Annotated in this window: 12 protein-coding genes; 5 read left to right on the top strand and 7 right to left on the bottom strand. The window is 59.0% G+C overall.

All coding sequences use genetic code 11. The annotated features are described in order from the left end of the window. Positions 1–108 precede the first annotated feature (108 nt). The 5 genes from ACWKV5_RS20335 (at position 109) to ACWKV5_RS20355 (ending at position 6,572) form a co-directional block, all read left to right on the top strand. Entirely contained in the window at positions 109–1,380 is a 1,272-nt protein-coding gene (locus ACWKV5_RS20335) for a TolC family protein (RefSeq protein ID WP_483842745.1), read from the top strand. A gap of 49 nt (positions 1,381–1,429) precedes the next feature. Next, a complete protein-coding gene (locus ACWKV5_RS20340) occupies positions 1,430–2,629 on the top strand; it encodes an efflux RND transporter periplasmic adaptor subunit (protein WP_483842746.1) in 1,200 nt (399 codons plus the stop codon). Positions 2,630–2,681: 52 nt separating this feature from the next. After that, positions 2,682–5,834: a CusA/CzcA family heavy metal efflux RND transporter gene (locus ACWKV5_RS20345; protein WP_483842747.1), complete on the top strand. Its 3,153-nt coding sequence runs from the start codon at positions 2,682–2,684 to the stop codon at positions 5,832–5,834. Positions 5,835–5,971: 137 nt separating this feature from the next. Continuing rightward, a complete protein-coding gene (locus ACWKV5_RS20350) occupies positions 5,972–6,172 on the top strand; it encodes a co-regulatory protein PtrA N-terminal domain-containing protein (protein WP_483842748.1) in 201 nt (66 codons plus the stop codon). A 67-nt stretch (positions 6,173–6,239) separates the two neighbouring features. After that, positions 6,240–6,572, top strand: a complete 333-nt coding sequence (locus ACWKV5_RS20355) for a DUF2790 domain-containing protein (protein ID WP_483842749.1) — start codon at positions 6,240–6,242, stop codon at positions 6,570–6,572. A gap of 318 nt (positions 6,573–6,890) precedes the next feature. On the opposite strand, the gene ACWKV5_RS20360 is transcribed toward ACWKV5_RS20355, so the two are convergent. From ACWKV5_RS20360 to ACWKV5_RS20390, 7 genes are all read right to left on the bottom strand, one after another. Next, positions 6,891–8,216 (bottom strand): OprD family porin, encoded by a 1,326-nt coding sequence (locus tag ACWKV5_RS20360; protein ID WP_483842750.1) that lies wholly within the window; start codon positions 8,214–8,216, stop codon positions 6,891–6,893. 146 nt (positions 8,217–8,362) lie between these two features. Next, positions 8,363–9,241: an alpha/beta fold hydrolase gene (locus tag ACWKV5_RS20365; protein WP_483842751.1), complete on the bottom strand. Its 879-nt coding sequence runs from the start codon at positions 9,239–9,241 to the stop codon at positions 8,363–8,365. Further along, positions 9,241–10,185, bottom strand: a complete 945-nt coding sequence (locus tag ACWKV5_RS20370; protein WP_483842752.1) for a class I SAM-dependent methyltransferase — start codon at positions 10,183–10,185, stop codon at positions 9,241–9,243. Before ACWKV5_RS20370 ends, ACWKV5_RS20365 begins: the two co-directional genes overlap by 1 nt. Then, the gene (locus ACWKV5_RS20375) at positions 10,182–11,417 is read right to left on the bottom strand and encodes a YcaO-like family protein (protein ID WP_483842753.1); all 1,236 of its coding nucleotides are present in this window, start codon (positions 11,415–11,417) and stop codon (positions 10,182–10,184) included. The genes ACWKV5_RS20370 and ACWKV5_RS20375 overlap by 4 nt, the downstream gene beginning before the upstream one ends. Positions 11,418–11,461: 44 nt before the next feature. Further along, positions 11,462–11,590 (bottom strand): hypothetical protein, encoded by a 129-nt coding sequence (locus ACWKV5_RS20380; RefSeq protein WP_483842754.1) that lies wholly within the window; start codon positions 11,588–11,590, stop codon positions 11,462–11,464. A 422-nt stretch (positions 11,591–12,012) separates the two neighbouring features. Continuing rightward, a complete protein-coding gene (locus tag ACWKV5_RS20385) occupies positions 12,013–12,327 on the bottom strand; it encodes a helix-turn-helix domain-containing protein (protein WP_483842755.1) in 315 nt (104 codons plus the stop codon). Next, entirely contained in the window at positions 12,317–12,667 is a 351-nt protein-coding gene (locus ACWKV5_RS20390; protein WP_483842768.1) for a toxin, read from the bottom strand. Before ACWKV5_RS20390 ends, ACWKV5_RS20385 begins: the two co-directional genes overlap by 11 nt. Positions 12,668–12,755: the final 88 nt, after the last annotated feature.

Genomic DNA, 12,755 nt, shown 5'->3' on the forward strand with positions numbered 1-12,755 from the left:
CGGCGCCGTGTATAACGGATTTGTAATGTTCCAGTCACCTTGTCGATAAGTTCAAAACATTACCGTGGCCGCATCGAAGTTTCTTGATTTAAAGAAGGAAGTACTCCATTGCCCGGTTTAAGAGAACTGACGGCGCGATCACGCCTGAAAAAAACGCGACGGGTGGTGAGTGCCACCTGTTTTTTATTGTTGGCCGGTCCTGGTTTCGCAGCGGTCTCGCCCGGCTCGACGCTGACGCTGGATCAGGCCCTGCAAACGGCATTCGCCGGTAACCCCGACCTGGCGGCAGCGCAGTGGGAAATCGGCATCGCCCAAGGGGATCGACAGCAGGCCGGTCTGATACCCAACCCTGAAGTGTCGTGGGAGGCCGAAGACACCCGGCGCGAATCGCGTACCACCACGGTGATGCTCAGCCAGCCGATTGAACTGGGCGGCAAGCGCGGCGCACGTATCGAAGTTGCCAGCCGTGCGCAGGACGCCTCCGGCATCGAGCTGGAACGCCAGCGCAATGCCTTGCGCGCCGATGTGATCCAGGCGTTTACCGGCGCACAGACTGCCCAGCAACGGTTGCAGTTGTCCCGTCAGTCGCTGCAACTGGCCGAGCACGGTGTGCGCGTGGCGCAAGGGCGTATCGAGGCGGGCAAATCGTCACCGGTCGAAGGCACGCGGGCGCAGGTGCAACTGTCGGAAGTGCGCCTGGAGTTGAGCCGGTCCGAACGCGACCAGAGCAATGCCTATCAGCAATTGGCGCAGGTCATGGGCTCACCGTTGCCGACCTCGGTCAATGTGCAGGCCGCACCTCAAGGCATGCCGGCCGTACCGCCGCCGACCCGGTTGCTCGAGCGCCTGAACGAAACCGCCGAGCTGCGGTTGGCCACATTGCAGATCGATCAGCGCGAGGCTTCTTTGGGGCTGGAGAAAGCGCAGCGAATGCCGGATCTGACTGTCAGTGTCGGCAGCCAGTACAGCGAAACGGAGCGCGAGCGGGTGAACGTGGTGGGGCTGTCGATGCCGATTCCGCTGTTCAACCGCAATCAAGGCAACGTCCTGGCCGCGGCGCGGCGCGCTGATCAGGCGCGGGACCTGCGCAATGCCACCGAGCTGCGTTTGCGCACGCAAATCCAGACCACCCTGGAGCAATGGCAGACCGCCAACGGCGAGGTCAAAGCGTTCAACCAGACCATCCTGCCCGCCGCGCAAAGTGCTGTGGACAGCGCCACCCGCGGTTTCGAAATGGGCAAGTTCGGCTTCCTCGACGTGCTCGACGCCCAGCGCACCCTGATCAGCGCCCGCACCCAGTACATACAGGCCGTTGCCGAGGCGACGGACGCGCGGGTGCGCATCGAACGGATTTTTGGCGATCTCGCCGTCAGCCCTTGAATTTCACCTTTTACCTGACTGCGCGATGGCCTGACGCAGAGGAGTTTCCATGGATAAAAAACTGATCGTTGTCGCTGCGGCGACGTTGGCACTGGGCATTGGCATCGGTTCGATGTGGACGGGTAATTCCACCATCGACGCCCATGCCGATGAGGCGGCGGAGCATGCCGACCACGCTGAAGCAGGCGCCACTGCCAACGGCGAGCATGCCGAAGGCGAAGAAGGGCACCTGACGTTGAGCGCCGAGCAGATTGCTATAGCGGGCATTCAATTGGCCGAAGCCGGGGCGCAGAACATCAGCCTCGGTTTGTCGTTTCCCGGCGAAGTGCGCTTCGACGAGGACCGTACCGCCCACATCGTGCCGCGCGTGCCGGGAGTGGTCGAGTCGGTGTCGGTCAATCTCGGGCAGCCGGTGAAAAAGGGGCAGTTGCTGGCGGTGATCGCCAGTCAGCAGATCTCCGATCAGCGCAGCGAACAAGCTGCCGCACAGCGACGCCTGACCTTGGCGCGTACCACTTACGAGCGAGAAAAGCAGTTGTGGCAGGACAAGATTTCCGCCGAACAGGATTTCCTTCAGGCTCGCCAGGCGCTGGAGGAAGCCGAAATCGCCCTGAACAATGCCCGGCAGAAAATCAGCGTGCTCAGCGGCAGCGTGGTCGCCACCGGCGGCAATCGCTATGAATTGCGCGCGCCATTCGACGGCGTGGTAGTGGAAAAACACCTGACGCCGGGGGAGGTGGTTGACGAAACCACGGCGGCTTTCACGCTTTCGGATCTGTCGCGGGTGTGGGTGACCTTCGGCGTGTCGCCCAAGGACCTGAACAAGGTGCAAGTGGGCAAAACAGTCACCGTCAGCGCCCCGGAACTGAACGCCGAAGTCGTCGGCACCGTGGCTTACGTCGGCAGCTTGCTCGGCGAACAGACGCGCACCGCGACGGTTCGCGTGACCCTGGAAAACCCGCAAGGCTCGTGGCGTCCGGGGCTGTTCGTCGCTGCCCGGGTCGCCACCGACAGCCGCCAGGCCAAGGTCGCCGTTCCCGAAACCGCGATCCAGACGGTCGAGGACAAACCCACGGTGTTCGTGCGCACCGACGATGGCTTCAAGGCGCAAGCGGTGGAGCTGGGCAGTCGCGCGGCCGGCCAGGTGGAAATCACCCAAGGGCTGGAGCCTGGCGCGCAAGTCGCTGCTGCCGGCAGCTTCGTCCTCAAATCGGAACTGGGCAAAGCCTCGGCAGAGCACGCTCACTAAAACCGCTCACTGAAGACTCCCACCGATACGCCCCCTCGACGAGAAGGTTCTCATGTTCGAACGCCTGATCCAGTTTGCCATCGAGCAGCGCATCATTGTGCTGCTCGCCGTTTTGCTCATGGCCGGCCTCGGCATCGCCAGTTATCAAAAACTGCCGATCGACGCCGTGCCGGATATCACCAACGTCCAGGTGCAAATCAACACCGGCGCCGCCGGGTTCTCGCCGCTGGAAACCGAGCAGCGCATCACCTTTCCGATTGAAACCGCGATGGCCGGTTTGCCGGCGCTGGAGCAGACGCGTTCGCTGTCGCGTTCCGGTCTGTCGCAGGTCACGGTGATCTTCAAGGACGGCACCGACCTGTTCTTCGCCCGGCAACTGGTCAACGAGCGCTTGCAGATCGCCAAGGAGCAATTGCCCGAGGGCGCGGAGGCGGTGATGGGACCGATTTCCACCGGCCTCGGCGAGATTTTCCTGTGGACGGTGGAAGCGCAGGACGGTGCGCTGAAGGACGACGGCACGCCGTACACACCCACCGATCTGCGGGTGATTCAGGACTGGATCATCAAGCCGCAATTGCGCAACGTCCAGGGGGTCGCCGAGATCAACACCATCGGCGGTTTCGCCAAGGAATACCAGATCGCACCCGACCCGAAACGGTTGGCGGCATATAAGTTGACCCTCACCGATCTGGTCACGGCGCTGGAGCGCAATAACGCCAACGTCGGCGCCGGTTACATCGAGCGCAGCGGCGAGCAGTTGCTGATTCGTGCGCCGGGGCAGGTGGCTAGCACCGAGGACATCGCCAACATTGTCATGGCCAACGTCGACGGCACGCCGATCCGGGTGAAGAACGTCGCGACCGTGGAAATCGGCCGCGAACTGCGCAGTGGTGCCGCCACCGAAAACGGCCGCGAAGTGGTGCTGGGCACGGTGTTCATGCTGATCGGTGAAAACAGCCGCACCGTCTCGCAAGCGGTTGCCGGCAAGCTCGAACAGATCAATAAATCCTTGCCCAAAGGCGTGATCGCGGTGCCGGTGTACGACCGCACGCACCTGGTCGACAAAGCCATTGCCACGGTGAAGAAGAACCTGGTGGAAGGCGCGATTCTGGTGATCGCGATTCTGTTCCTGTTTCTCGGCAACATCCGTGCGGCGCTGATTACCGCGATGGTGATTCCGCTCTCGATGCTCTTCACCTTCACCGGCATGTTCAGCAACAAGGTCAGTGCCAACCTGATGAGCCTCGGCGCGCTGGACTTCGGGATCATCGTCGACGGCGCCGTGGTGATCGTCGAAAACACCCTGCGACGGCTGGCCCATGCGCAGCAGCATCACGGGCGACTGCTGACCCGTTCCGAACGGTTTCACGAAGTGTTTGCAGCCGCCAAAGAAGCGCGGCGTCCGCTGATTTTCGGCCAGTTGATCATCATGGTCGTGTACCTGCCGATCTTCGCCTTGAGCGGTGTCGAAGGGAAAATGTTCCACCCGATGGCGTTCACGGTGGTCATCGCGCTGTTGGGGGCCATGTTGTTGTCGGTGACGTTTGTTCCGGCGGCCATTGCGCTGTTCGTGACCGGCAAGGTCAAGGAAGAGGAGGGTGCGGTCATGCGCGGCGCGCGCCAGATTTATGCGCCGGCGTTGGCCTGGGTAATGAGCCATCGGGCGCTGGCCGTGGGGATGGCACTGGGCGTGATTGCGCTCAGCGGCGTGATGACCAGTCGCATGGGCAGCGAGTTTGTGCCCAGCCTCAGTGAAGGCGACTTTGCCCTGCAAGCCCTGCGCGTGCCGGGCACCAGCCTGACCCAGTCGGTCGACATGCAACAGCGTCTGGAAACCCTGATCCTCGACAAGGTGCCCGAAGTCGAGCGCGTGTTCGCCCGCACCGGCACCGCCGAAATCGCCTCCGACCCGATGCCGCCAAACATCTCCGACAGCTACGTGATGCTCAAGCCGAAAGAGCAGTGGCCGGACCCGGACAAGTCCCGCGAAACCCTGATGGCCGAACTGCAACAAGCCGCCGCGACGTTGCCGGGCAGCAACTATGAACTGTCGCAGCCGATCCAGTTGCGCTTCAACGAGCTGATCTCCGGCGTGCGCAGCGACGTGGCGGTCAAGGTGTTCGGCGACGACATGGACGTGCTCAACGCCACGGCGGCGAAGGTCGCCGCAGCCCTGCAGAAGGTCGATGGCGCTTCCGAGGTCAAGGTTGAACAAACCACCGGCCTGCCGGTGCTGACCATCAACATCGACCGCGACAAGGCCGCGCGTTATGGCCTCAACGTGGGCGATGTGCAAGACACCATTGCGGTGGCGGTCGGCGGGCGCAAGGCCGGGACGCTGTACGAAGGCGACCGGCGTTTCGACATGGTGGTGCGCCTGTCCGATGCCATGCGCCAGGACATCGATGGCCTGTCGGCGCTGCTGATTCCGGTACCGGCGCCGGTCAATGGCGCTGCCGGCCAGATTGGCTTCATCGCGCTCAAGGACGTCGCCAGCCTCGACCTGGTACTCGGGCCCAATCAGGTCAGCCGCGAAAACGGCAAGCGACTGGTGATTGTCAGCGCCAACGTGCGTGGGCGCGACATTGGTTCGTTCGTTAAAGAGGCCGGCGAAGTGATCGAGCGCGATGTCCAGGTTCCGGCGGGCTACTGGACCAGTTGGGGCGGGCAGTTCGAGCAGTTGCAGTCGGCGGCCAGGCGCTTGCAGATCGTGGTGCCGGTGGCGCTGCTGTTGGTGTTCGGCTTGTTGTTCATGATGTTCAACAACCTCAAGGACGGGCTGCTGGTGTTCACCGGGATTCCGTTTGCCTTGACCGGTGGCGTCATGGCGTTGTGGCTGCGGGACATCCCGCTGTCGATCTCGGCAGGTGTCGGATTCATTGCGCTGTCGGGGGTGGCGGTGCTCAACGGGTTGGTGATGATCTCGTTCATCCGCAATTTGCGCGAGGAGGGGCGTTCGCTGTCTGATGCGATCAACGTAGGGGCGCTGACGCGGTTGCGGCCGGTGTTGATGACGGCGCTGGTGGCGTCCCTGGGCTTTATTCCAATGGCGCTGGCAACCGGCACCGGGGCGGAGGTGCAGCGTCCGCTGGCGACGGTGGTGATCGGCGGGATTGTGTCCTCGACCATCCTCACGTTGCTGATCTTGCCGGCGCTGTATCAGCTCGCCCATCGACGAGACGAAGACACTGTCCCAACCCAATAGGTGATCCCCTGTGGGAGCGAGCCTGCTCGCTCCCACCCTTTTCTGGCACATAACGGATATGTAATGTGCGCGCCACCGTCACGAAAGGTTCGGATTGTTACCTTGATCCCGTTAGTTAATTAAACGAGGAATCAAAGATGAAACTTGTACAGGTGGGTGCGTTTGCAGCGGCATTGGTGATGTCTTCTGTGGTCATGGCGGCCGGTGGCGGCGACAAGACATTCGCAAGAATGATGGCGGCCAAAGACCGATCCGTAGAACTGTTCGTCGCCAAGGAGCAGGCCCGCGACCCGGTCGTCGTCAATGAAAAGAAGGACGATAAGACTAAAAATTTGTAAGCGTGCCGCACTTGGACAAGCCCGTCATCGAATTCCGGTGGTGGGCTTTTTTATGAAGGTAATGAACATGAAATTGATCAAGGTGATGACATTCGCCGGCGTGATGGCGATGTCCCTGAATGTAATGGCTGAGGGCGGCGGTGATCGTACGTTTGAACGTGCGCTCAGCGCCAATTCCAAAGCCATGGAGCAGTACGCCGCCAACCAGGGTAAAGCTGCGCCGGTGGTGAAGGAGTATGCGTACGGGATGACGCTGGACGTGGTGAAAGTGGTCAGCGTGGTGCGCCCGCAAGCGGCTTGCGCTGCGGTGCCGGCCGCAATGACTTATGAAGACTCCAAGGGCCAGCTCAACACTATCCGATACACCGTGGCTGGGGATTGTCGTCAGCGTGGTGGGTGAGCCTTGCAGTGCGTATTTCAATTCGCGGGGCTTGCCCGCGATAGCGGTGGGTCAGTCGATGATGATGTGGGCTGGGCCGGCCTCTTCGCGAGCAGGCTCACTCCTGCATTATTTCAGGGGTGCCAGCAGAGTTTGCGTACACCGAGAAACCTGTGGGAGCCGGGCTTGCCCGCGATAGCGGTAGGCCAGTCAAAGAAGATGCTGAATGAGCCCACCAAACCCGGGCACAAAAAAAGGCGTCCAAAAGGACGCCAAAAAATTCACCTCTTACCAAAGGAGCCAGGAGCTTCTAAAGGTAAATGCGTATAACCCGTGAAGTCAGAGAATCGCCAGCGGGTACTCGATAATCACCCGCACTTCATCCAGATCCGATTCATACGCGGTAGCGCGGGTATTGGCCTGGCGAAGGCGCAACGACAGGTCTTTCAGCGAGCCCGTCTGCACCACGTATTTGACTTCGATGTCGCGTTCCCAGCGCTTCTGGTCGGTCAGCGGATTGCCCTCGGCATCGCGGCGCATGTACACGGCGTTGGCGTTGGAATAGTCGGCGTCGGTGCCACGGGCGTAGCGGGTCATGAACGACAATCCCGGCACGCCAAAGGTCGTCATGTCGAGGTCGTAACGCACCATCCACGAACGTTCTTTCGGCGAGTTGAAGTCGCTGTACTGGATGGAGTTGTCGAGGAAGATCGAGTCGGACTGGCGCAGGTAGTCGAAGTCGTCATTACCGTTGTTGCGCTGGTGCGACAACGCCACGGAATGCGCGCCGAGTTTCACGCCGACCCGACCGCTCCAGATGTTGTTGTCGAACTGGCCGAGCAACTGTTTGCCTTCATCGACCGCCTTGTAATAGTTAAGGCCGCCAAACAACGACAGGTCGTCCGACAGCGGATACGTCCACGCGGTGCCGGCGTAATACTGATTCCAGGCATCCTTGAGACGGCTGGAATACAGGCTGAAGCGGAGGTTCTTGTTCAGCGCATAGTCGCCGCCTCCGTAGGCGATCCACGGCGAATTGACCGGACCGGCGTAAAACGTCGCGAAGTTTTCGCGCAGGTCGCTGGACACTGGTTGACTCATCGCATGCAGGCGTCCGCCCTGAACCGACAATCTCTCGAGGCTGGTGTTGGTCGCCGTGACGCCCCTAAAGCTTTCCGGCAGCAATCGAGAGTCACCTGCCGCGACGACCGGGGTGGCGGGGAACACATCACCGACCTTGACCACCGTATCGAAGGCGCGGATTTTGGCGGCGCCACCGACCTTGGTGTATTCATCCGGCGCTTCGCCTTCACTGTTGACCGGCAGCACGTCGAACGAACTGCGACCACCGTTGCGGCCGTCACCGGTATCGAGCTTCAGGCCAATCATGGCAAACGCATCAACACCAACCCCGACGGTGCCTTGGGTAAACCCGGACTCGAACTTGCTGATGATGGCCTGGGCCCAGGCCTCGGAATAACCATTGCCGGTAGGGCTCGACTGGCCATGACGGTAATCACGATTGAAGTAGAAGTTGCGGTTGAGCATCGTCAGGCTGCTGCCTTCGATAAACCCCTCGGCTTTATCCTCCGCCAGGACCATGGACGGCCCTGAGCCGACCACTACAGCCAAAGCGGCCATCGACATTTTTGTATTGTTAACCATCAATCACTCCTTGGGATCGGCAGAACGGGAACGTGCTTCGGCGTGGGTTTTATTGTTCGACGGGCATAGTCCCGCCGGCATGGTCGCCGGGTGACATCGTTGCAAGCTGCGGATAACGTCAAGGTGATGAGGGAATTACAATTTCGTCATGTCGGAGTTGCCTGCGCATAAGCGCGTTTCAACGACAGGCGCACGGTTTTTAATACCGGCAACTCGAACGCGTTGTGCCCGGCGTGTAGCAGGCGGCAGTGAATGGGCTGGCGCTCGCGCAACCAGCGCAGGCTGGCCAGGCCGAAGGTGTCTTTGATGCCTTGTATCGCCAGGGTGTCGGCGTTGAGCGAGAGGTTTTCGTCTTCCACGCTGAAGAAGTACCGGTTGACGTGGTAGTGCAATTCCAGACGGATACTGCGCACGGCTTCGTCGTCAACGAAGTCTTCGAGTGCGCCAGGGGGCATCGATTGTCCGTTCAAATGCAACGCCGCCCGCGACCAGTGAAGCGCCGCATGACGCTGCTGTATTGAACAGCCGTTGTTCAGGGCTTGGTAAATCGCCGCGGCACTGGCGGCGCAGGTTCCATCGGGCATTGCCGACAAGCCGTCACTCAAGGCTTTATCGTAGGCAGTTACATTGGCCGCAAACGGCACGAACACAGAGACCAGCGTGGTTTTCAGAACAGCCTCGGGATAACGTTGCTGGTATTGGATAGCCAGCCAGCTCCCCCAGGAGACACCGAACAAGCTGATTTTTTCGAAGCCCAGGTGCCGGCGCAGGGCGTCGATGTCTTCGACGCAAAGCCAGGTGTTGTTGTGCTGGAGTTCGCCTTGGGGTATGGAGCGTCCGCAGCCACGCTGGTCGAACAGAATGATGTCGAAACAGCGCTCATCGAAAAACTCCAGGTGATGGCGGTTGCTGCGACCACCCGGTCCGCCATGCAGGAAAAATATCGGTTCGCTACCTGGGGTACCGTATCGCTCCCAATAGAGATGATGGCCGTCGTCTGTCGGGTAGTAGCCATTCCTGACCATCAGAGGGGCTTCCTCAGCCTGTAGAACTGGAACAGTTCTGTGTGGCCAGGACGGGCCGCAACGCAGGACATCAGCTCAAGTTTGAGCAACTGCGCCATGTAAGGCACGGCGATCAGCACCGGCGTATGGCCGAAAAGAAGAATTGTGCCTCCCGGCTTAACGCAGGCCGCCAAATCGTGGAACGCTTTGCGTGCGTCCGTGCGCGTCATCACTTCGGCATTCAGGAAACGCAGTATCAGCACATCGCATTTGATGCCGGCAGTTGCGATGTCGCGGGCGTCGGCAAAGTAGAACCGGACAGGTGACGTGCCGTGACGCTGTTTGGCATGTTCGATCATCGAAGCTGAGCGATCAGAGCCCAGACACTGACGGTCGGGGAGCTCGGCGGCCAGATGCGCGATGAATTCACCCGTCGAACACGCCGGGTCAAGGATCACCGAGTCGGGATCTGACAGGGTCTTGAGCAGGCATGCACAATGCTCGCGAAAGTGTGTTTCGTCGGCATTCAACTGTGTGGCGAGGGACTCGTTGCACTGCCAATAATCGGGCGGGCATACAGATTCAAGACCGCTGTCATCCATGGCCGGAAACGGGAAGCGCACTTCGCCGTCAGATTGCACCAATGCGTTGGCAAACGCCGTTTCCTTCTGCTGCAAAGACGCCGCGCGGAAATAGATCACTGCGCCTTGATTGCCCCAATGCCATTCAGCCAACGGTCCGAGCAGCATCCAGGGCTTGAGCAGGCTGCTGATGTACCAGCCGTCAGTGGCGTGCTGTTGCAGGACTTTGCGACCGATCCAATCGCTGCCGTTCACGCGCAAAACGAACAGATGATGCAGGCCCGGGCCGAAGGGTTCGATGTGGACATCGAGTTCGCCTGGCATAGCCTTGCGATCGGTGAAGGAATGAGTGAGGTGCTGCTCTCGACGGAAGGCAGGGGTCATGCTGCCACTTCCTGATGCTTTTGCAGGCGCCGTCCGCGTGCTTGCGGGATCACCACATTGCCGCTGGATACCACGAAAAACCGTTCCAGCCCCGGAATGACCACATTCACCAGCGTGGTCCCCAGTGGGGTCTGATGCAGCCGGTGTACCCCCAGCGTGCGCCCATGCCGCTGCAGGTCTTCGGCCAGCAGATTGATTTGCTCCGCCAACGGACGCTCATTGACTGCGTCGGGTAACTGCACCTTGAGTTGCTTGCACAGGGTCAGCAGTGGATACAGATCGAATTGCAGGCAGCGAAGCAGGCGCGGAAATGGGCTCAAGTGCCGTTGCGCGTTGCTCAGGAAATACTGCAGTTCCGGTTCCGAGGCGGTGTGATGCAACTGGACGAGTTCGGTCAACGCCCGCCACGCGCCATGTCGGGGGCTGATCGAACAACCGCTCCCGAACACGTTGGGATGGACGGCAGGTTCGGTAGAGAACGCCAGGAACGTGTGTGGCAGGAATTCGGTGCTGATGTCGATCAAGGCGATTTCTGCTCCGATCTCAGTCTCGGCATCCCGCCATAATCGGCCCAGTTCTTCGTCATCCGCCACTCGAGCGACCCGGCGCAGCGCCGGCTGGTTTTCGTAGTAGAAATGCTCCAGCAGAAACAATGAGACTGCATCGCGTTCGATGCATTCATTGGCTGCATGCAAGACGGCTTCGTTGTAACTGGCGCCAATAGCCGTTCCGCTGTTAGATGCGTAACGTCGTAATACGCCATAGTGTGTTGTGTCTTGTTTCAGTGGGCTGGATGAGTATCCGGGCGAGCATAAAGCAACCGGGTAATAAAATGAAGTGTGTTTGAAAACATCCGTATAAGTTCTGCAGGCTGTCAATGTGTCGTCTTGTTCGATGAGGGGAGAAAGAACAGAGTCGTCGATAAATAGTGTCGAGTCAGAAAAGTAACGCGGGTGTATGCAGTCAATATCGGACGTATTGAAATGATCGCTTAAATAATGCTCCAGTGTTTCGTACAGCGCTCCAACATGGGCGTGAGGGTGATAACCCTTGCCCGCCCCACGAGCGATGCCGCGCTGGTTGCTGGAACTGGCAGAGACCTGCACCGCGACGATCTGTTGGCCCATTACGCGGGGCTCGGCGTGAAGTCCCAAACTCTCCAGTTCCGCGTAAATCCGCTGTTCGGCCTGTGCAAGGGTGAGGTCTCGTTCTGCAGGTGTGAAACTGTCCATGGTTTGCTCCCTTGAAAAACGGGGGGCATTGCCCCCCGTTTTTTTTAAACGGCTTCCAGTTCGGCCTGTTCAGTCTCGGTCAATTGCAGTTCTTCAATTTGCTCTGCAGTAGGGCCGTCCTGTTGTTCAAGGTCGATTACTTTGTTGGCGTTCCAGCTGACCAAATAACCCATGATTAAATCCTCTTGTTTTTAGTTGGATGTGCGTTGTTGAGCACGGATCAAATATATAAGTCATGGGTTAAGGGCGTCAAAAATGTCAGAAAGTGTCGAAAGCGTATTGAAGTAACATCGAAATACGTACACAACAATTGTTGGGTTGACTAAATAGTGCGTGGCGCCGTGGTGCGCTTTGGCAGTAACGACATTACAAAACAACTGGGTGTTCGGGATTTTTCGTTTCCACTTGTGGGAAGTTTCAACAGGAGGCTGAGGCAAAATCTCAATAGTTGTGTTGATCGTGATCTTTAACCTTTTACTTGGCGAATACTCCTACAAAATTTGTGAGGGGAAAATCGAGCGTCGCCCAAACCAAGGTTCTGGGCCTTCGAAAAATGCAATAACGGCACCCGACTGTGCCGTTTTGCCTCGACGGTTCAGTTCAAGGCTGCGAGTTGTTCGATCGTCTGCGGAAAGCGTTCCACCAGACGGATCAGCGTCGTGGCTTGGGCATTGGGTATTGCCCGTCCCTGTTCCCAGTTCTCGAGGGTTCGTGTGTTGGTGCGCAGATACATGGCGAACACGGAACGGGAGAGGTTGAGCTGTTGGCGGATGGCTACCACTTCCTCGGCGGTGATGGGCACCAGTTTTGGCAGCTGAACCTTGTGGGTTCGCAATGTAATCTTGCCTTGGCGCTCATCGGCCAGGGCTTCGAGGCCATCCATCAGTTCGGAAAAAATGTCACGTTTCATAGTGGGATCTCGTGTTGATTTCTCTTGCTAGCATTTGTCTGAAGATTTTTTTCTGGGAGGGCGACAGGTCGTCCTGCTCGTTTTTGTCGTACACGGTGAATAACCAGAATTGATCGAAGCCTGACCACCAGTAATAAATCACCCGCAATCCGCTGCGCTTGCCCTTGCTTCGGCGTTGATCGCAGAAGCGGATTTTGCGCAGCCCTCCGGTGCCCTCGATGAGATCACCCGCTTGCGGATTCCTCAGTAACTCCAGCTGAAAGCTACGAAACAGATCGTCATCCAGATAATCGTCTCGGTGTTTCTGAAACATAGGTAATTCGATAAAAAGAGCATCCATGTTCTGTACGCTACCTACGTATAGTGTTGTCTCGATAATCGAATCGGTCAAGGCATCGAAGCCATCCTTTTCGCTCCCGCTTTGAACG

It is taken from the genome of Pseudomonas oplopanacis (assembly GCF_057128725.1).